Source organism: Anaerobacillus sp. 63XJN7_4_ISO-PGPR-S23-413 (assembly GCF_056173725.1).
Genome location: NZ_CM149688.1, coordinates 3,839,580 through 3,860,716, shown reverse-complemented (window position 1 = coordinate 3,860,716; position 21,137 = coordinate 3,839,580). Strand labels below are relative to the sequence as shown.

General features: G+C 34.5%; 18 protein-coding genes and 2 pseudogenes. 16 read left to right on the top strand and 4 right to left on the bottom strand.

The annotated features are described in order from the left end of the window. Both AC0VYO_RS19960 and AC0VYO_RS19955 read left to right on the top strand, forming a co-directional pair. A complete protein-coding gene (locus tag AC0VYO_RS19960; RefSeq protein ID WP_475366047.1) occupies positions 1-483 on the top strand; it encodes an immunity protein YezG family protein in 483 nt (160 codons plus the stop codon). 278 nt (positions 484-761) lie between these two features. Next, on the top strand, positions 762-917 hold the full coding sequence (locus tag AC0VYO_RS19955) for a hypothetical protein (protein WP_475366046.1): 156 nt from the start codon (positions 762-764) through the stop codon (positions 915-917). Positions 918-1,005: 88 nt separating this feature from the next. On the opposite strand, the pseudogene AC0VYO_RS19950 reads toward AC0VYO_RS19955, so the two are convergent. The 4 genes and pseudogenes from AC0VYO_RS19950 to AC0VYO_RS19935 form a co-directional block, all read right to left on the bottom strand. Further along, positions 1,006-1,182, bottom strand: a pseudogene (locus AC0VYO_RS19950) (IS5/IS1182 family transposase); the annotation flags it as partial. A 338-nt stretch (positions 1,183-1,520) separates the two neighbouring features. Beyond that, a complete protein-coding gene (locus AC0VYO_RS19945) occupies positions 1,521-2,876 on the bottom strand; it encodes a four-carbon acid sugar kinase family protein (RefSeq protein WP_475368106.1) in 1,356 nt (451 codons plus the stop codon). A 35-nt stretch (positions 2,877-2,911) separates the two neighbouring features. Then, positions 2,912-4,219, bottom strand: a complete 1,308-nt coding sequence (locus AC0VYO_RS19940; protein ID WP_475366044.1) for an Nramp family divalent metal transporter — start codon at positions 4,217-4,219, stop codon at positions 2,912-2,914. Positions 4,220-4,240: 21 nt separating this feature from the next. Continuing rightward, positions 4,241-5,035 carry an HpcH/HpaI aldolase family protein gene (locus AC0VYO_RS19935; RefSeq protein ID WP_475368105.1) on the bottom strand — a complete coding sequence of 265 codons (795 nt, stop codon included), beginning with the start codon at positions 5,033-5,035 and terminating at the stop codon, positions 4,241-4,243. Between the two features lie 372 nt (positions 5,036-5,407). Here AC0VYO_RS19935 and AC0VYO_RS19930 point away from each other — a divergent pair, with 372 nt between their 5' ends. The 14 genes and pseudogenes from AC0VYO_RS19930 to AC0VYO_RS19865 all read left to right on the top strand — a co-directional run bounded on the left by AC0VYO_RS19930 (position 5,408) and on the right by AC0VYO_RS19865 (position 21,134). Next, positions 5,408-7,288 (top strand): sigma 54-interacting transcriptional regulator, encoded by a 1,881-nt coding sequence (locus tag AC0VYO_RS19930; RefSeq protein ID WP_475368104.1) that lies wholly within the window; start codon positions 5,408-5,410, stop codon positions 7,286-7,288. A 171-nt stretch (positions 7,289-7,459) separates the two neighbouring features. After that, positions 7,460-7,795: pseudogene (locus AC0VYO_RS19925) on the top strand (DeoR/GlpR family DNA-binding transcription regulator); the annotation flags it as partial. A gap of 626 nt (positions 7,796-8,421) precedes the next feature. Further along, positions 8,422-9,708: an ammonium transporter gene (locus tag AC0VYO_RS19920; protein ID WP_194218524.1), complete on the top strand. Its 1,287-nt coding sequence runs from the start codon at positions 8,422-8,424 to the stop codon at positions 9,706-9,708. 63 nt (positions 9,709-9,771) lie between these two features. After that, positions 9,772-10,713: a DUF294 nucleotidyltransferase-like domain-containing protein gene (locus AC0VYO_RS19915; protein ID WP_475368103.1), complete on the top strand. Its 942-nt coding sequence runs from the start codon at positions 9,772-9,774 to the stop codon at positions 10,711-10,713. Next, positions 10,710-11,441 (top strand): exonuclease domain-containing protein, encoded by a 732-nt coding sequence (locus AC0VYO_RS19910; RefSeq protein WP_475368102.1) that lies wholly within the window; start codon positions 10,710-10,712, stop codon positions 11,439-11,441. Before AC0VYO_RS19915 ends, AC0VYO_RS19910 begins: the two co-directional genes overlap by 4 nt. A gap of 356 nt (positions 11,442-11,797) precedes the next feature. Further along, entirely contained in the window at positions 11,798-12,142 is a 345-nt protein-coding gene (locus tag AC0VYO_RS19905) for a helix-turn-helix domain-containing protein (RefSeq protein WP_475368101.1), read from the top strand. A 149-nt stretch (positions 12,143-12,291) separates the two neighbouring features. Next, on the top strand, positions 12,292-13,140 hold the full coding sequence (locus AC0VYO_RS19900; protein WP_475368100.1) for a hypothetical protein: 849 nt from the start codon (positions 12,292-12,294) through the stop codon (positions 13,138-13,140). Between the two features lie 157 nt (positions 13,141-13,297). Continuing rightward, complete coding sequence (locus AC0VYO_RS19895; protein ID WP_475368099.1) at positions 13,298-14,377, top strand: acyltransferase family protein; 1,080 nt, start codon at positions 13,298-13,300, stop codon at positions 14,375-14,377. A 96-nt stretch (positions 14,378-14,473) separates the two neighbouring features. Next, positions 14,474-15,238, top strand: coding sequence for a YveK family protein (locus AC0VYO_RS19890; protein WP_475368098.1), 765 nt, complete (start codon positions 14,474-14,476; stop codon positions 15,236-15,238). Continuing rightward, positions 15,198-15,830 (top strand): CpsD/CapB family tyrosine-protein kinase, encoded by a 633-nt coding sequence (locus AC0VYO_RS19885; RefSeq protein WP_475368097.1) that lies wholly within the window; start codon positions 15,198-15,200, stop codon positions 15,828-15,830. The genes AC0VYO_RS19890 and AC0VYO_RS19885 overlap by 41 nt, the downstream gene beginning before the upstream one ends. Before the next feature lie 17 nt (positions 15,831-15,847). Next, positions 15,848-17,314 (top strand): oligosaccharide flippase family protein, encoded by a 1,467-nt coding sequence (locus AC0VYO_RS19880; protein ID WP_475368096.1) that lies wholly within the window; start codon positions 15,848-15,850, stop codon positions 17,312-17,314. Continuing rightward, the gene (locus AC0VYO_RS19875) at positions 17,304-18,563 is read left to right on the top strand and encodes an O-antigen ligase family protein (protein ID WP_475368095.1); all 1,260 of its coding nucleotides are present in this window, start codon (positions 17,304-17,306) and stop codon (positions 18,561-18,563) included. The genes AC0VYO_RS19880 and AC0VYO_RS19875 overlap by 11 nt, the downstream gene beginning before the upstream one ends. Positions 18,564-18,592: 29 nt before the next feature. Then, positions 18,593-19,618: a glycosyltransferase family 4 protein gene (locus tag AC0VYO_RS19870; RefSeq protein WP_475368094.1), complete on the top strand. Its 1,026-nt coding sequence runs from the start codon at positions 18,593-18,595 to the stop codon at positions 19,616-19,618. Positions 19,619-19,715: 97 nt separating this feature from the next. After that, positions 19,716-21,134, top strand: a complete 1,419-nt coding sequence (locus tag AC0VYO_RS19865; RefSeq protein ID WP_475368093.1) for a sugar transferase — start codon at positions 19,716-19,718, stop codon at positions 21,132-21,134. The last annotated feature ends 3 nt before the right edge of the window (positions 21,135-21,137 follow it).

The following is a 21,137-nucleotide window of genomic DNA, read 5'->3' as shown; positions in this document are numbered from 1 at the left end:
ATGAGTTTTGAACTTCAATTAAATAACTTATATGAACAAATTGCACAACATCTTAACGAATTGATACCAGTTGAATGGAGTGAGGTTTATTTCAATGGAGAAGTAAAGGGAAATGAGGGCGGTGTATATTTTTTCTTCATCCCTGTTGATAGTCAAAATGAAGTAGTTTACTCACATGATATACCAGATTTATATAATGTTAGTGAGAAATCATATGATCAAGAACTTCATAAATTGTTTGAACTTACTACTAAGGTACAGCAGGTGTTTATAGACAATGATCAAGAACCGTGGTTTTCAGTTGCATTCATTTTAAATGCGTCTGGTAAATTGAATGTGCATTTTGACTACACTAACTGGCATAACAGCGAATTCGGTCCTACAGATCGGATTGAGTATTTTGAGTTTAAATATGTAAATCAAAATAAAGAACAATTTGATACAGACTTAATGAAGAGAATGGCGGCCTTTGAAGAAAAATAAAAAAAGTGTGGGACAAATTGAATTGTAGCCTTTAATATGAACAGTTCAGTTAATAAAAAATGACCTAGGGGGACATGGGGACAGGTTCCTCGTCCCACTGGATCTGTTCAAGCAAAATATTATACGCTGAAGAAGTAATGAAGGAAACCCGCTGAGTTAGCTGATGCATCCGCTTGGTGGGCTTTTTTTGTTGTTATGAAATGTTTTATTTTGAGACAAGCCTTTTTATTTATATGGTAAAATTATCAAAAAGATATTATTTTGATGGGGAATAGATAATGAATGAAACGATCAAACTTATTCCAAATGATATACAAACTATTAAAGTCGTTAAAGATGAAACAACTAAACTAATTAAACATTATGCTATCCAATATAGGAGGGACATGGAAGCAGGTACAGATTCCTCTTCTCACCGGAAAGCGAGGTATTAGGAGGGACATGGGGACAGGTTTTTCCTCCCAACCAGTGACTTAGGACATATCCAATAAAATAGTAAAAAATACCATATTTAGCTTTATTAGAGGATAGGATCTTACCTATCCTCTTCAAGTTAACGGCTATAGCCGTTAACTTGGCTTGTTTAGACATACTTAATCGACTGTACCACCTGGCACAACCTAATCCGTGGAAGTTCTTCATCTCCCCATTCTTCCATTCCTGACAAGCTCGTTTTCGATACTTCTCTTTAAACTCATCAAGGGACGTGGGGACAGGTCCCCAGTCCCGTTAGTGATGTCTTCAGTCTTGTTTTACACGGCTATGGGGACAGGTACCTCGTCCCACCGGGAATCTCGGAGTTAGTATAGAAGCGATACAGTCATTCTTTAGTAATTGTAGAATGTTTATGATCAAATCTGCAAAGTTGTTTTATTAGATAATTGCTGGGCCAATGTATCTGTCCCTTTGTCCCCCAGGTGATCTCGCTTAGCCTTTATGAGTGATCTCGAACCCTCCTGAAGGTTTCAACTATCTATATTATAGATTGCAATTCAAGAGAGAACGTTATTCATAGTGTCTAATTTATAGGTTACAGTTTAGTATGAAGTAGGTGTCTCCCTCTTCCCGAGTTCTTCGATAATGTCTTTAAGGTAGGAATCTTCTCCAATGTTGCCAGGGAAGATGATATATGGGAAGTTGGGGAATTTGCTTTCAATTCCAGTGATCCAAACTGGTACTCCTTTCTTTATTTGACCTAGAACTTGAGCTTTTTTTACGTTTAAGCCCTTTTTGGCTACGTCACTAGAGGTAATTCCTCCCTTGGCAATAATAAAAGAAGGTATGCTTTCAAGCTTCATTACAATACTACTAAGGGCATTGGATATTTGAACGGAAATTTCTAATAGGTCCTCATCGTCCATATCCTTCGATATAAATACTTCTCTGCTTGTAAAGATAACTACATTCTGCCCCTTTTGAATTAAATTCTGTGCTTGATTTGATATAGTTTGAATAACCTTTTTTTCATTTTGCTTAATCACTTTTTGAATATTAAATTCCAAAAAAGTTACTGGTAGATTTGAATCCATTAGTGCTTTCAGTTGTTTAGTTGTTTTGTCTACATGAGAGCCAACGATGATTAAACCACCGTTTTGATTGTTTGTATTCAGTAATTCCTTACCTGTTAATAATGGTTTGTCAGGAATTCTTCCAAACACTTTAACAAAAGAAGCTGCAGATCTGATGATGAAATTTTTCTTGTTTGCAAGGGACAGTCGCAACGATTCACAAAAAAATTCTAACTGACTATACTCAGTGGCATTCACAATTACTTTTTTTTCATTTGTTATGGAATCTAGTTTATTCATTAATGGATATATGTTTGCTTTTTTCAATTCTTTATGATCAATATACATACACTCATTCTCTTTATATAGTCCGTTGGTTTTTTCCTCGATATACAATCCAAGGTGCGAATGGTAATAACCAAAGGTCTTATCCTTGGAAAATTCAGTTTCTGCTATAGGAACTAGTTGATCTTTTTCTTTTAAATAATGAACATTGTCAATCGTGATACGTCCGCCCTCAAAAAAGCTTGGACAAATGATTTGTCCATCCATTTCGCGTCCTGTTAACTCTCTAATAGTCGCAGAGATAATATCCATCTCCAAGATATAATGGCCGCGAAGAGTGGAGTCTCCTCTACAAATAATTACAAACTCTTTGCCACTTTCTTTCGAAACCTTAACGATATTTTTAGCTATTTCTTGATGTGTTTTAATCGTTTTTTCTTTTGAAAAACTCCTTGAATTAGTTAAAATAAAAAACATTTCCTTAGATTCATTGAAACCTTCCCTAACGGAATTAATATCCCAGCAGGTATATACGGAAAGATTGTGAATGGTTTGAACTCCGGTTGGATCATCGTCTAAGACAATTATTTTCCTGTCCATTAAATTCATTACCACCTTTTGTTGTTTTCTGGATTTCAAAATAATTCAATTACTATTTTATATGAGCTCCATAAGGCAAGGACTGTAGTTCCAATCAATACAATATTTTCAAACCAATTATTAAGAAATTGAGTCGGTAAATATTTTTTTCTTGTAGCTAGAAACAGCAATCCAATTGCTATAGCAGGAAGGCATGCTGCTTGTAGAATTGTGGTCATTAAGGTTAATTCAATGAAGCCGGGCATTCCAGGTATAAACCAAATAAATGCTGAAAACATGAAAAATATAGCAATGTACTTGTATAAAGGATCGCTCTCAGTTGTGGAATACTTTTCTTTTCTTTCGGGTTTTATAATCCATAGGTTATCCATGGCAACATTGTTATAGCCGTGGATAATGCCAAGTATTGTACTATATAATGCACCGAAAACTCCTAGGTAAAATGCAAGTCCACCTATACGTCCAAACTCTCCTTCTAATGCCCTTGCGATGTCACTTAATGATGTTACTTCAATACCTTGCGGACGAAGAATTTCGGCACCAACCACCCAAATAGATAGATTGATAACAACCATTATAATTATGGTGAAAAGCAATTCATTTCTTTGTATTTTCTTATATGATGAATTATTCCAACCTTTTGCACGGATGGAACGTGGATATAGAAAGTTAACTATTGAGCCAGCTACTGCACCAATCATTGATAATGTTATGGCTAACGAACCAAACAAACCGGTTCCCTCTGGCATTTCAAATGTAAAAACGCCTTTTGCTAATTCATTTGGATCTGGAGTACTCGTAAGCGCTAGGTAGATAAATGCTATGGTCATAACAGCCAATAAAACTTTCATGACGTTCTCAAGTTGAGAATAAACGTTCGTTCTCAATAGGAAAAAACAAGAGATAATCACAATAACTGACCAAAAGAAAGGGCTTCCAAAACCGTTGAAAATATAATAGAGTGCCTCACCAGATCCCTTCACCATATTTGAAATAGCCATATGCCCTAATACAATAGCCATTGTCATAAATAGGAACGGATAGATTTTACTAATTCTTGTATAGGCTTCAAATAACGATATTTTTTCGATGTTACAAAGTTCGAAACGAGTCAGAATATTGACAACGATAAATCTAATCATACAAGCAATTACTAAAACCCACATTAGAGCATATCCGTAATGTGAACCTGCAACCGAGGAATCTACTAAATCTCCAGCACCAAGCCCTGTTAACATAAAAATTACCCCAGGTCCTAGAGACTTCAGTGTTTGTTTCCACGTCAATTTTTTGAATTCAACTTTTTCCGGTTGAGGATTATACTGTGGTTCCGTGTTAATCATTATTATCCCCCCATAACTTTCTTAATGTTTTGGATATAATTCATTGAATTTTGATACTGTGTTTTTTGCGAGTTCTCCTAGAGTCGTAGTATCAGACATCATAACCACAATACGATAACCTTTTTCATATAAATCCTTAGCTTGATGAAAATTACTGGCAACCGTTGCCAGGGCTTTGTCTGATTGTAATACTAACTTTTCTATTTTACTAATTGTCTCCTTAAATTCGTATGCCTGGGGATTCCCAAAGTAACCCATAGATGTAGATAAATCCATTGGTCCTATAAATATCCCATCAATTCCTCTTACATTTAAGATTTCTGGTAAATTATCAACTGCTTCCTTCGTTTCAATTGCAACAAACAAACTGATTTGTGCGTTTGCGTGTTCAAGATAATCTTTACCATTCATAGCAAACCCTCCAGCCCTCGGACTTGGCGCAATCCCTCTAAAGCCTTCGGGAGGGTATTTACAAGCCTTTACTGCTTGTTTGGCTTCTTCTGCGGAGTTGACATAGGGAACTAATATTCCGTGAGCTCCGGCATCGAGAACTCTTTTAATTACTACAAAATCATTCCATGGTACTCTTACAAAAGGTGTTACTTCATAACCTGATAATGCATGGAGCTGATGAAGCAATGACATTATATCTCCTGGTCCATGCTCCATATCAATTACTAAAATGTCAAAACCAGATTTCGCCATAATTTCTGCAGTTATGGGACTTGAGGCTTGTAGCCACCCAGCGGACATTTTTTTATTACCTAACAGCTGATCCTTTACACGGTTTTTAAATACATTGTTTAACTTTAGCACTTGAAACCCTCCTCGATTGTTTTCGTTTATATAAGTAGCAAGAAGTATGCCAACTTTTATGATTTTATATATTATTCAAAAAGCGCCGTTTAAAAGGGTTGTGAGTTTATTGAGTATAAATTTAGTACTTCATTGGTTCATAATATTGTTTAATGAGACATATTCGTTTCAACAATTTGTGTCATTAAACGAGAAAGGAAGGGTAATTATGTTACTATTGAGAAAACTTTTAATTGGGCATCTTCATATGGTTTTCTGCGATTTTTGTAAGCGCTATCTCTTGCGTTCATTCGTTTTTTAATAGTGAAATATAGTTACTATCCCATGGCCCCATAATAAAAGCTACTATACGAACTAGAAGGGGGAAATTAAGTGATTAAAATTGCTTTAGTTGTTCCGTGCAAGGACTTTATCAAAGATGCTGCTACTATTTTTAAAGAACATGATGAATTAGATTCAAATCAACAAAAATATCTATTTGAGTTTGAGGAGATTGTAATTGCTGAGGAAAATCAGCATGCTAAAATCCATGCAGATATTATTATTACTCGGGGACTACTAGCTGAAATTTTAAGGAGAGTTTCTGGGAATATCCCAATTGTTGAAATCGCTGTTTCTTCTTCTGATATACTTCGTACCATTCGTAAGTGTAGTGAGCAATTTGGTAGAAGGAAAATAGGTGTCATTGCTGCAAGCAACATGTTAGCAGGTTTAAATAATATATATGATTTACTTGATGCACCTATCGAAACGTATAGACTGGGTACTAATTGGAACGGGAGTTATTTGGTAAAAGAAGCTCATGCTAGTGGTTGTGAAATTATCCTAGGTGGAATTAAAACGTGTAAATATGCGGAAGATTCAGAAATTGATAATATGGTAATTGAATCAAGTCCCGAGGCGCTGTGGCAAGCAATTACACAGGCGAAGATAATGGTTATCACAGCTTTAAGAGAACAAGAAAAGGCAAAAAGATTACAGGCGATCCTTGATGGTTCTAGCGATGGGGTTATTGTGATAAATGAGAGTAACGAAATCGTAATGTTGAATCCTAAAGCAGCCCAACTAATGGACCTCGACAAGACTACTAATGAACAAAAAATAGAAAACACAACTATTTTACCGGAGTTTAAAGTATTAATGCAAGATACAAATGAGTATACAAATGAGGTTTTTCAATACAACAAAATAATGCTAAATATCAATAAACGCTTTATTAAAGTTAAAGAAGTAGTATCTGATATTGTATTTACAATTCAAGCGGTTCAAGACCTACAATTACTAGAGGGCAGTATAAGAAAACGAATTTATAGTAAAGGTCATACAGCGAGTTTCACTTTTTCAAAGATTATTGGAGAAACAGAAAGAATGAAACAAATTATAAAAGTAGCAAAAAGATATAGTCGTACGAATTCGAATATCCTTTTAATAGGTGAAAGTGGTACTGGTAAAGAAGTATTTGCTCAAAGTATACATCGTGAAAGCAACAGATTTTCCAATTCGTTTGTGGCAATTAACTGTGCGGCTATACCTGAACAGCTCCTAGAAAGTGAACTATTCGGTTACGTGTCTGGAAGTTTTACTGGAGCTAATAAAAATGGAAAAGCTGGACTTTTTGAGATCGCTCATCGTGGAACTATTTTTTTAGATGAGATCGCCGAAATACCGTTAACCCTTCAGGCCAAACTCCTACGTGTTCTACAAGAAAGGGAATTTATGCGGGTAGGAAGTGATGAGGTTATTAAAGTAGACATTCGTCTTGTCGCTGCAACGAACAAAGATTTAAGAACTTTAGTGAAAGAGAATCGATTTAGAGAAGATTTGTTTTATAGATTGGATGTTTTAAGGATTGAATTGCCTACCTTAGAACAACATAAAGGTGATATTCCTTTCTTGGTCGAAGATTATTACCATAAAAATTATCCTGAGATTGAAATTACAGAAGAAGCGAAACAATTATTAATGCATTATTCATGGCCAGGAAATGTGCGACATCTCTATAACATTTGTGAGCGATTAGCTGTGCTATACACGCCTAATATTACTCAGTCAGATGTAAAAGCAGTTCTTCACAACACCTCACCTGGAAAACTTGATGACCATCCAACCAATGAAAAAGAACGCATTCTACAAACATTAATTAAAACACAATATAACCGTAGCAAAACTGCAAAGAGTCTAGGTATGAGTCGATCAACACTCTGGAGAAAAATGAAAGAATATCAAATTACTGTAGATAGAGGTTTGTCTTGAAATGAAGGAAATTGGAAATCACGGGGGTGGTGCTCATGAGGCACTTGAAAGTATAAACAGATTTTCGCAAATACTAATCAAAAAACCAGTTAAATCACCACCTCATTGATGAGCTAACTGGTTTTCTATTAGGAATAGAGAGTGAATCAGTAGAACCGTCTCGGTGATTCTTTACATGCTAAATCAATGTCTTATCTTGGTCCACTCGCTGAGGCTTGGCTAGAGGATTATCATGTTAATAAAACCTTCATTTCTTGTAAAGGTATCCATCTAAGCCGAGGCATTAGTGAATCAAATGAACAGCAAGCTCGCATTAAAAGGAAAATGTTAGATAGTGCGGATATTAATTTTGTGATGGTGTATTATAGCAAGTTTGGTCTCCAGGCATTCGCTCGTTTTGCAGAGTTGGATATGATCGATCACGTTCTTTCCGATCAAAAGCTGGATAATGATTATGTTCAGCAATTATCCGAACGTGCAATGAATGTGATTCGTGTTGATACTTAGACTACTCAGTATCCTCCATTTTGAACCCATGCCGATTGGCTTTGGGTTTCTTACTTTTTATAAATGAGAGCGGTGGACTAATATGAGGGAAAACCATGTTTTTCACAGTTCTTGAATGATACTAATGGTTCATTTTAGAGTTAAAATCTCTTACATAAGTAGGGAAAAGGGCTGTTCTTAGTGAACTCTCGTAAGCTAAAACTGATCTCCATATAAAAAAACAGGAAGCTATTACTTAGCTTACCTGTTTTTTTATAATAAATTCAGTTAATCGGTAGAACTATTGTTCATAAGATCTGTGCTACCGTTTTTAAATTTAAAAATATAAACGATCGAAATTGGATAATGATGATCGTACCCATTCAGACTAGGTAAATGGCATATTAAACAAACGTTTGATTAATATGCTTTTTAAACTAACCCTACTAATCATATTCACAAAATCCTAGAAAACCTCCCTCAACGTGATCTGACCATCCCTCAACATATAGTCAGAGAGATAATGTGACATGATTGTTGTAGACAATTTTTGTTCATGCAAAAATACTTATAATAATAAATGTCAGATTAATTAACATTTTCTGAAAATAAGATTATGGTTCTGAAAAGTGAAAGGGGAAGTTGGAATGGATTCGATGTTTTTGATGAATAGTCTTTGGGTGATGTTCTCAGCAGTACTCGTTATTTTGATGCTAGGTGGCTTCATTTTACTTGAAGCTGGGTCAACACGAATGAAAAATGCTGGCCATATTGCTGGTAAGACGATCTTCACATTTGGGATTGCTTCGTTAGTCTTTTGGGCAGTTGGGTATGGGTTAATTTTCGGTGAAGGAAATGCTCTCTTCGGTTTAACGGACTTTTTCTATTCAGGTTATGAAATTGAGGGATTAGGACTTTCGGCGCCAGTTTTCTTCTTATTCCAGTTAGCGTTCGCAGGTATTTCATTAACGATCGCATTTGGTGGCTTTGCTGAACGTGCGAAACTAACAGCTTATATTCTGTTTGCGGTTTTATTTTCGGTCCTCGTTTATCCTGTGATTGCCCACTGGATTTGGGGCGGCGGCTGGTTAGCTGAGCATGGGAAACAGGACTTTGCGGGTTCAACGGTTGTTCACCTTACAGGTGCAATGGGCGCTTTTGCCGCAACGATTCTTTTAAAACCACGGATTGGTAAATACAATAAAGATGGTTCTCCAAACAACATTGCCGGACACAACCAGGTATTTACGGCACTTGGTGTGCTCGTTTTATGGGTAGGTTGGTTCGGATTTAATGCAGGTAGTACGTTATCTGCTGACGCTGCATTCTTTGGATTTGTCGCCATGAATACGAACTTAGCAGCAGGTGCTGGAGCTGTAGCCGCTTTAGTTGTGGCGTGGGCCGTAACAGGAAAAGCGGATGTGCCAACGATGTTAAACGGTGGATTAGCAGGATTAGTCGCCATTACAGCTTCCTGTGCTTTTGTCGACACGTGGGCAGCGGTTGTGATTGGATTAGTTGCCGGAATGATCGTATTTTACAGCATGAGATTTTTCGAAAAACGGAAAGTGGATGACCCGATCTTTGCTTTATCTGTTCACGGGGTAGCAGGCGTTTGGGGTACGTTATCAAACGGTTTGTTCGCAACGCCAGAACTAGCAACAGTAGGTCAACCAGGACTTTTCTACGGGGGCGGCTTCGAGCAGCTAGGGGTTCAAGCACTTGGTGTTGGTGCGAGTGGGGCTTATGCCTTTGGTGTTTCATTTATTCTTTTAGTGATCATTAAGAAAGTGCTAAACGGTTTACGAGTCACTGAAGAAGAAGAGATTATTGGTCTTGATCTCAGTGAGCACGGTAGCTATGGCTATCCAGAATTTTTGCAGACGAGCGAACAGCCAGTACAACAAGGTGGAAAAAGCTCAAAATCCGGTTAATTGAGATGCAAAGGGGCTGTCGGTATGGATGATGGTGTTGAAAATTATGAGGATCTAAGAAAAATGAGAAAACAACAAATTAAGAACGTTGCGACAGATCATTTTGCACTGAATCACTTCCATGATCAGCTGATGAGTCAAATTGTGCATCTAGCAGTAGAGAAAGTGAAAAAAGAGTGGGGGCCACCTCCCTCTCCTTTTTCATTTTTTTTAATGGGAAGCGGCGGGCGGTTTGAGCAAGCGCTATGGAGTGATCAGGATCATGGGATCGTTTATGAAATTTCGAGCGAAGAGGCGAGCAACTATTTTCTTAAGCTTGGAAAAGAAATCTCGGTTGGTCTCAATACGGTTGGATATGAATTCTGTGATGGAAATGTGATGGCGTCTAATCCACTTTGGTGTAAATCAGTGGAAGAGTGGAAAAGCCAGCTTGAAAATTGGATGGATGATGAAAGCTTTGAAGCCATCCGTCACTTATTAATTTTTATTGATGCGAGAGTCTTAGTTGGTAGAGGGGAATTTATTGAAGATTTAAAGCAAGGGATTCACTCTAAAATAGAGGAATCGCCATACTTATTAAAAAGAATGCTGAAAAATACGATGAGGCTTCAAAAAGGGATCGGTGTATTCGGACAAATACTCGTCGAAACGCATGGTACCCATACTGGAGAAATCAATTTAAAACAGTCGGCTTTATTTCCCTATGTTAATGCAGTGAGGCTTCTTGCATTGAAGGATGGCGTGATGACGACGTCTACTTTAGCAAGACTTGGTGCATTATCAGAGAATAGCCGTTCAGAATGGAAGCAGTATGAAGATAAATTTAGGCAGCTTTTACAGTTTCGGCTTCGTTATGGAAAACAAGAAGACTATGAAGCCGTTCATTATGTGACGATTGGCTCCCTTCCTAAAGAAAAGAAGAAAGAGCTCAAGGAGATTATGAAAAAAGGGATTGAGCTTTACAATGACACCACAAAGCACATCGAAAAGGGTGTTACTAAATGAAGATGAATCAAATGGTTCAATATTTAAAGCAGCTGTCCGGTAAGGTGAATACGAGCATGTACGCATCAATTCAAGATCAATCAAATCCTCATCATATTTCCATGCTAAGACAGATGCAAAAAGAAATAAAAATGAAAAACACGTTAGAAGTACCCTTAAATCAATTACGAGTCGTTGTGTTTGATCTTGAAACAACTGGTTTTTATCCGAATAAAGGGGACACCATCCTGTCGATTGGGGCGGTGAAAGTAACCGGTCAAACCATCGAAAAAGATACTTTTTATTCATTAGTTCAGTCTAGTAACGCCCCATCCGAAGAGGTTACTGAATTAACGGGCATTAAGGCGGAAGATCTGGATTCCGCACCGCCCCTCTCAGATGTGCTCGCTCGATTTTATGAATTTATGAAAGGGCACACTTTAGTTGCGCATCATGCGAAGCATGAACAAGCCTTTATGCAACACGCTACCTGGAGTTTGATGCGTGCCAGTTTCGATCATCGTATTGTGGATACTTCTTTTTTAATACGAATTGTTGATCCGGAGCTAAAAGGGTTTCAATTAGAAGAGTGCTGTACAAATTGCGGAGTTGAGGTAAAAGATCGCCATCATGCCCTGGGAGATGCCAAAATGACAGCTGAGCTTTGGTGTTATTACTTGAAGAGAATTCAGGAGATGGGATTTACGAATTTGCGTGAGGTTTATGAGCGGTTGGCGCGGATGGGGTAGGGGCGTGAAAACTAAAGATCCAGATGAGTGAAACCTAATGTGAGTAGCTTATCTGGTTTTATTCTGTAAAAAAGTATAATTTGAGATTTTGTCTAGGTGATTGCCGAATAGGATTTGTATGTAATGTGATAGAGATATTAGGTAAGCTAGAGCATATGTTTGCTTGTTTCTGTATGTGACTGATTAAAAAGAACTGCTTCTTCGATTACTTAATTTCTTAATGGCGCACAAAAAACCATTTGCGTTCTTTATAAGAAACGTTATAATATTTATAAAGAACAAAAGATCGATTTTAGAAAGTTTGTAAGAGAAGAGATATTAATAAAGGAGGGGTCACATGGAAGGTGAAGTTAAGAATGATTAGCGAAAATATAAAAAAATATCGCGGTGAGAAAAGTCTATCATTAACTGAATTAGCAAAGCGATCGAATGTTTCGAAGTCTTATTTGAGCAGTCTTGAAAGAGATATTAAACAAAATCCATCAATTAATATTATTGAAAGGATTGCAAACGTTTTAGAAGTAGATGTTCAAGACATATTTAGTGAAAATAAGTATGAGGTTGTGAGGGAACACGATAAAGTAGGTTCTGAATGGTTCAATTTTATAAAAGAAGTAAAAATGGCAGGTATTAAGGAAGAGAACTTAATTTATTATAAAGAACTAATAGAATTTATTAACTGGAAAAACAAGAATAAATAGGTTGTTTGATTATGGTTAATACATTTAAATAGTCACTTTATATAGGATGATGACTAGTCCTTATTGCTCCCTTCTTCATAAAATATAAAGTAGTGAAAGAAGGTTTTAATATACTACACTATTATATTATGGAGAGTAGAGGTGTATCAATGCATAAGGAAGTCGTAGTAGATGACTTTGCAGGTTCAAACGATCCTCAGAAAATACAAGCTGCAATAGATTATGCTCATATAAATAATGTAAAAACAGTATACCTTACAGAGCGTGATTATATTATGACTAGTGGCATTCAGATAAAAGAAGGAATAAAATTAAAATTCAGTTATGGATCAAGATTTGTAGTATATGGGAATTTTAAAGTAATCCAGATGGAGAGAAATTCGTCATTAGATGAAGCATATATTGCCATAGATGATACAACTTTTAATTCATCAGTCATTTATTTGGACGGTAAGTACAAGTATTATAACGTATGGTGGAAATCACTTGTTAAAAACCTGACAATTGTTAATTGGAGTGGTAGCCATAAAGGTATTGGACTTCATTTATATTCAAATGGTCCGAACCACGCCATTTCTTTTATGGATTTTGAGAATATAAAAATTGTGGGTATGAATACGGCCGTTAAATTACAGGCTGTTAAAGCTTCCAGCGGGTTTAGTTATGTAAACGCTAATCGCTTCAATGCTTTGTCATTAGATGACTGTATAAATAATATACAAATCATTGGTAGTGAAACAATCCCATTTGAGTGTAGTGGTAACTTTTTTATTAATATTCAAGTTCAACCAACTTCGGCTACTCAGCAACTTTTTCAAATTAATGGACAACAAAATTTCTTTGATGGGCTAGTATGGGATATCTCAACAATCAACTCTACAGCCTCGCTCGTTAAACTAACGAACAAAAGTTCACTAAACTCATTTAATGTAAGGGGAATACCTCAAGATAGAATAAGTAACCAGGGTAGAAAAAATGTATTAAATTTATTGTATTAATATTTATATATAAAACTTCACATCCATTGATGTGAAGTTTTATAACTTTATAAGAAACACTTACTTCTTTATAAAGAACATGATAAGATAGTAGAAACAAATATAAAAGTTGCCAATCTTAGTTCAGTCATTATAAATAGCGAGGAGATCGGAGGACGTGAATAGAACTACAAGCAAACTATTATTAGTCCAAATGTCTAGAGCTTTTGCTATTTTCTTCGTCCTAGTAGGTCATGCAAATAGTTTGTTTTATGCAAGGTTTGACTACAATTGGTTTCATATAGCCGAATGGGAAAGAACTGGAGGTGTTGATTTCTTTTTTGTAGTGAGTGGCTTTATGATTGTCTTTGTTTATCATAAATACACAGGAAACATTACAAAATCAAAAGAGTTCCTATTAAAACGCTTAATTAGAATATTTCCTTTATATTGGCTAATGTTATTAACAGCGATTTTCCTTTATCAAATATTCCCCAATGTTGGGGAAATGCAGCCACTTACTGCCATTGATTTATTTACTAATTTATTTTTAACTACACAGACCCCTTTATTGGATGTTACCTGGTCTCTGAGTTATATTTTATTTTTTTACTTTATTTTTTTTCTATACCTATGCGTGCCACGTGTTTGGAAGTTTATCATCCCTCCGTGGTTTTTGTTAATTTTAATAGCTCAATTTTTTTATAAAAACAACGAGGTGTTTTTGCTTAGTTTTAATCATATAGAAATTGGATTTGGTTGTTTTGTCGCATACATGACATTTCAGAATCTAATTAAATATGAAAAAGTATGGTTGTTAATTGGATTAGCTGGATTCCTTTTTATTTGGTGTGACAACATCTATCACTTTACTCAAATTGATATCATGTTTATGTATAGCGTCTTTTCTATGTTTATACTAATTGGGATTATTGGAATGGAACGAAATTTCACATATAAACTTCCCGCTAGTGTATCACTTTTAGGAGATGCATCTTACTCAATATACATTTGCCATGGTCCCCTTATTCAGTTATATATGTTAATCTTTCTCTGGATGAACCTAGATGATATGTTCAATTTACTATTATTAATGATTGGAACAATCGTATTATCAACTGTATCTTCCATGATGATTTATTTAACGATTGAGAAACCTGTGACTAAATATTTACAAGTGAAATTGTTAAAGCAAACATTGATAAAGAAAAAGATCAAATCTAAGGAACCTCTATTGAAAAAGATCGAAGAGAGTTAAACATGTAGGCTTGTTCTTTATAAAGAATTAAACGACCGCTTTATCACTAATAAAAAGAACATCGCGATTGTAAATAGTCTGGAGGGTGTTATCACTATGGGAGAAGGTATTACAATTAAACGATTATTAAAGATTTTACAACGAAGATTTTTGGTTGTTATAGCAGTATTTGTGGTTATCTCCGGTTCTACGTTTTTCGCAGTTACGTATTTAATGAAGACAACATATGAAGCAAATGAATATATCTTTATTGGTGATCTTCAAAATGAATCTAAAGATTTTTATGAAGAGAACCAGAAAATAAACCGAATGGTAGCTTCCTCAATCGATTTTATAAATAGTCCGATCGTCAGTAAAGAAGTCTTAAGGAAAAATAATTTAAAAAATTATGACTTTGCAAACCAGTTAGTAGTTACAAATACAAAGGAATCACAAATAATAAAAATTACAATTACTGGTGAAGATCCCAAATTAGTTAAAGATTTAAATCATAGTATCGCTACTACATCGGTAGAAAAGATGTCAGAAATACTAAATTTCGAGAATGCTAAAGTTTTAAGTTCTGAAAGTACTCTTAGTTCTAGTTCCAATCAAACACTAGGGATTGCTATTGGGTGTGTGATAGCTCTATTTTTAGCAATTGGAGTAGCGATTGTAAAAGAAAGCTTTGATGAGACTATAAAGGATCCAGAAGGACTAGAAATTCAAAGTGGCTTAGTAGTTTTATCGAAAGTGAACTTAAGGAAAAAGAATCATTCTTGGTTTTTAAAGAAGAAGATAAAGGACAAAAATATAAAAGAAATACGAGGTGATTTAAATCATGAAAAAGAAAAGGACAAAAATCTACAAGCTATTAAGTGACCATTATGTGAGCACTGAACAGATGAGGATTGCTTCACGCAACCTTCAATATTCAATTGACTTTAGAGATAAAACGATATTTCTAATGCTTACTTCTGCGAATGCTACAAAAGGAAAATCAATTATTTCAGTTAAGTTAGCTGCCTCATTTGCTGAGCAAGGCAAGAAGGTTCTTCTTGTAGATACAAATTTCAAATCCCCCACGCTAAATGAATTATTTCAAATTTCAAATGAACAAGGGTTTTCTAATATTATTAACGGAAAAATTGATAGTAGAGTTCCAATAAGAACGAGTATACCGTACCTTTCAATTCTACCAGCTGGTTTACCGATGGATAACACCTTTAGGATGTCCTTACCCGATAGACTTTCTATAATAAAAAAGAATTGGGCGACGCTATACGATATTGTTATATTCGATTCTCCATCTTTATTAGAAGTATCGGATTCACAGGATTTTATGAATATATGTGATGGGGTAGTCCTTGTTGTAACTGAAAATAAGACTAAAAAAGAAGAAATCTCTCTTATATCCAAAAGTGTAGCTAGAGCAGAGAAAAGGGTTTTAGGCATGATTTATCAGGTCAGTTAAAAGACAGGTGACTTTTTATGAAGGGCAAAAAAAATTCAATAGGCGTTAATGTAGTACACATGTTTTATAGCACTGCGCTCTCAAGTGTGCTTAATGCAATTGCGTTAATTGTCTTAGCTAACTATTTAAATTCAAAAGATTATGGAATCCTAAGTGTAGCGTTGGCATTTGCAATGATCATGAGTTATTTTACAGATTCAGGATTAAGCGAAATTGTTTTGCGAGAGGGTTCCAAACGAAATTCTAATATTGAAGTTATTCTTTCTTCTTATATCAAGTTAAGGACGATATTATTGGTTGCTACGTTTGGTATCGGCTTTATTATTATTCATCTTACGACTCAATCATCAGAACTTATCAACATAGCCTATTATTTAATCATCCCGATGGTTTTAGGTGTGGCTATGCAAAGCATAGGCACAACTTATTTTAAACTTTCTGAAAAAATGCAGTATTCAGGATATATAAAAATGTGCTCATCTAGTTGTCTCATCATTATTATTTTAATAGGAATACTATTAAATTTAAATTCTTTATTGATAGCTTTTATGTATGGATTTGCTTACTTTCTTGCTGGGCTTTTCTCTGTCGTTCTTTTATTGAAAGAAATTAAAGTGAGTCTATCATCACCATTTCATAAAGAATTGTTTTCGCAATTCTGGTCGTTTCTTTTAAGTGGTTTACTTTTCGTAACACTTCCTCAAATTGGTCCTCTGGTGCTAGAAAAGACATTAACTTTATCTGAAGTAGGTTTCTTTGCAGTAGCTTATCGTATACCACAAGCTTTAACACAATTACCACTTGTTATTGCTGCGGCTTTTATTCCAGTGCTATTCCGGCAATTTAATTCCCATCAGGTGATCAAGCATAGAGACTTAAACATTCTTCAGATAAAAGTGATGGGTATCATTGGGATGGGGATGGCAATACCTTTTTATTATATGTCAGATACCATTATAGGAATAATCTTGGGCGAAGAATGGGATATGGCCGCTACTTTACTGAAGGTACTTTGTTTAATGCTGGTTTTTCAAAGTATGAGCATAGCCCTTGCAGATGGATTAACATCTATGGGGAAACAAAATAATAGAACAGTTGTACAAGCAATGGCTCTATTATGTGGCATCATTCTCTATTTTCACCTTAGTAGCCGTATTGGCATAATGGGAGCAAGTTATTCAGGGGTACTAATTGAAGTGATTGCATTAGGAGGATTTTGGCTATTAAATCCACATAAATGGGAAATAGCAAAGCGAGCTTTGATTCCTTACATGCTTTACTTTGGTTCATCTATCTTATTACTTAATTATTTATTGAATAGTTATCCAGTTATCTCCGTAGTTATTCATTTCATATTGCTGATGTTATTACTTCTTATTGATAAAGAATTAAATAGAAACTTGCAAGAAAAGTTAAAGAGAGTTGAACAGGTATATAAAAAAAAGCATGTCAGAACGTCTAAGGAGGTCGGGGGTGGATTATAAAAAAAAATTAGATGTAAAAAAGCAATACTTGTTAGTGAGCATGTTTTTTCTAGTTACACTTACAAATTTCAACATAGATATTGGATTTTCACTAAAACCATTTATGATTTTTTCGTTTATTTATTTATTAATGAACCTATCGAAGTTTGAAATTAAAAAGTTGTACTGGTATGAAATAGTGCTCATTGTTTTTCACTTATATTATTGTTATACGGGAGTTTTTGCAAAATACCCTGAATCAAGTGTAAGAGTATTATTTGGCTTTACGATACTACTAGGGTGTTATTTTATTATGAAGCATGCAATGACTGGTATATCAGTCAATGTTATTGAACGAGCTATCGGTATTTCTGGAGTATTGTTCAATTCAGTAAGTCTTCTCCTATATATATTGGGATTAAGTGTTTTAAACTTTCAATTTCAAGGAGACCGCATAAAAGTGTTAGGGGTGATGCTGGATCGTGATTATCCCAGATTAATTGGTACTGTACCTGATCCTAATTTTTATATTTTCTATAATACTTTGTTTTTTACTTATTTTCTTTGTAAACGTAATAGTCTATTAAATAAGGCAGGATTGCTTTTATGTATCCTAACAAACATTTTAACCTTTTCAAGAGGTGGCCTGTTAGCAATGACGTTAATTGTTGTCTTATACTTCTTTATGAATAATCCTGTTACTCAAATAAAGTTATTTTTTGGTTTTTTGACCTCTTTTACAATAATTGGTTACGTTGTTATTTTTTATTTGAAGTTCGATGTGATGAGAATTATTGAATCAAGAATTAATGATTTTTCTCAGGATGGAGGAAGTGGACGTTTTGTATTGTGGGAAAGAGCTTGGGATTATTTCTCATCTAACGTGTGGCTCGGAATAGGTGCATTTAATTTTCCAGATTACAATGAACTTCATTATGGAGAATACATCCATGTTCATAACATGTTTTTAGATATACTTGCTGAATCTGGCATTATAGGGTTTGCCCTTTTTATAGTTTTTATCATTACATTAGGTGTAGAAATCATGAAGAAAAAGGTTATAAAAGCTAATACGTATTTGTTTTTATCTTTGTTAGCGATTATTTTTCAAATGATGTCTTTAACACTTATCATTAATGAAATGCTTTTTTTGTACCTGGCTATAGTCGCTGTGCTAATTTCAATAAAGTCAAAATCGTTTACTACTTTAGAAAGTAGTGAGAGAAGATCTTATGAGAAAGTAACGTCTTCGGGGGGTGGATATATTTGAGGATTCTATTCATTACAGACAAATTAATAATGGGTGGTGCAGAAACTTATTTCTATAAATTAGAAAATTTACTTAGCGAAGAAAAAATTCACTTCTTTACAGCTGCTGGTGATGGGGAACTAATACAGAAATTAAAGAATAAAAAGAACTTTACTCTATTAACAAAGAATCGCCATTTGAAAAATATATCGATATTAGCGAGCATAGTAAAAAAACAGCAAATTAATATTTTACACGCAAATAGTTTGAGAATGGTGTTCTATGCCGTATGTATAAAGCTATTTGTATCCAGAAGTATGAAGATAGTTTATACAAAACATAATGTCACTCTGTTAGAGAAGAAGTTCAAGAGACTCCTACCCAAAATTATTAATGGTTTTGTCGATAAAGTCATTACAGTTAGTGAATTTGAAAAAAAGAACTTAATTGATTTGGGAGTGAAGGGGAAAAAAATTGAAACGATTCATAATGGTGTTGATTTGAATCAATTTTCATTTTTAAATAAGAGTTCGAGTTCTGAAGAATTTAATATAGGGATACTAGGTCGACTTTCAGAAGAGAAAAATCATGAGTTATTTATCCAAATAGCTAAGGAAATGAAAAATGAACATGGACTAAAATTTCATATTGCAGGTGATGGACCTCGATATCAAGCTATTGCACAAATGATAAAAGATAATGGAGTGAGTCAGACAGTCGCTATGCTGGGGCAAGTTAATCAGCCGGATCAATTCATTAAAGATATGGATATCCTTATCCTAACTTCATTTCGAGAAGTCTTCCCGATGGTTTTATTAGAAGCTATGGCAGTAGGTACACCAGTAATATCAATTAATTATGGAGGCATTTGTGAAGCAATAGATGATAACAAAAATGGTTATCTCATAAATGATTATTCTGCTAAAGCGTTTGCAGAAAAAATAATTCTTATTCGTTCGGATGACAACAAAAGGACTTTGCTCTCTATGAATGGCCGTAAAAAGGTTGAGAATTGCTTTACATCTGAAATAATGTCTGCTAATACGCTAGAGCAATATAACCTGGAAAAGGGATAGCACTTGAATAAACATATCTTTTTTACCTTAATTGTTCTTAATTAAGAATGGTTAAACACTTAATTTAGATCAAACATATAGAAGGAGGAATAGCACTATGAGGAAGAACAATCTTTCAGACAGATTAAACAAAATACTTCTTCTAACTTCTGATGTGCTTCTATTACTAGCAGGCATAATGATAGCTAATTTACTTTATTTTAATTCTTTAACTATGTGGATATCTCTTGGAGAGATAACATTCATAGTACCAATTTCTACTTTGTTGGTAACAATTGTATTTTTTTATTTTCTAGATTTGTATGCTGATTGGATTAGGAGGAGTATTAGTAAGTTTATGATTAATATTATTCTATCTTTATTACTTTCATCAACTCTTACACTATTTGCTTTTTATTTATTACCAATACAAAACATTCCTAGTATAGCAGTCTATCTTACATTGATTTTTCAACTAATCTTGATCATTAGCTCTCGTGTTCTTTATTGGTCTGTCTTAAAGCATTACAAGGGACAAAAAAATATGTTGATAATAGGCTCTGGTAGTAAACATGATGGTGAGTTAGTTTATAAGGTTCTTAACCATAATAAAGGTTGGTTTATTATACAAAATTTCATCCCAGTGTATAATGAGATCAATTTAATAGAGAACATTCAAGATACTGATATAGTCTTGTTATGTCCTTCACTTTCTTATACTGAAAAAAGTGAAATTATTTCTCAATGTTCAAGTAGAGGAATAGAAGTTATGGTTATACCTGAATTAACAGATTTATTTATATTAGAATCCAGTCCTCAGCAAATTGACGATACATTTGTATTATCGATTAAACCAGTTGAAATCACTTCCATCCAAAGGCATTTGAAAAGAACTTTTGACCTTTTAATCAGTTCTTTCATTATAGTACTTTGTTCACCCATATTTCTCGTTTTATTTATTATTATTCCTTTATCATCTAAAGGACCAGCCTTATATAAACAAGAACGATTAGGTGAAAATGAAAAGCCATATCATATTTACAAATTCAGGAGCATGGTAGAAGAAGCTGAGAGATTAACAGGGCCAGCGCTAGCTATTGATAATGACCCGAGAATAACCAGAGTCGGTAGGTGGATAAGAGCTACTCGGATGGATGAACTTCCCCAACTATTTAATATAATAAAAGGTGATATGAGTCTAGTTGGACCTAGACCTGAAAGGGCATTCTTTATTAATCAATTTAGAAGGGATATACCAAATTACTCCTATCGGATGTCTGTAAAGCCTGGTCTTACTGGGCTAGCACAAACATTATCAAATTATACTACTTCAGTAGAAGATAAACTTAGGTATGATGTTTTTTATATTAAAAACTACTCACTCCCATTAGATTTGAAAATTTTAATTCAAACTTTATCTGTAATGCTACAACGAAATCAGGCTGATGGCATAAAAAAATTAGATAAAGATTTAGAAGATAAACTTAAAAATGTTTTAGATCAGAAAGACGTGGAAGCGATCACCCAAACTCGTTAAAAA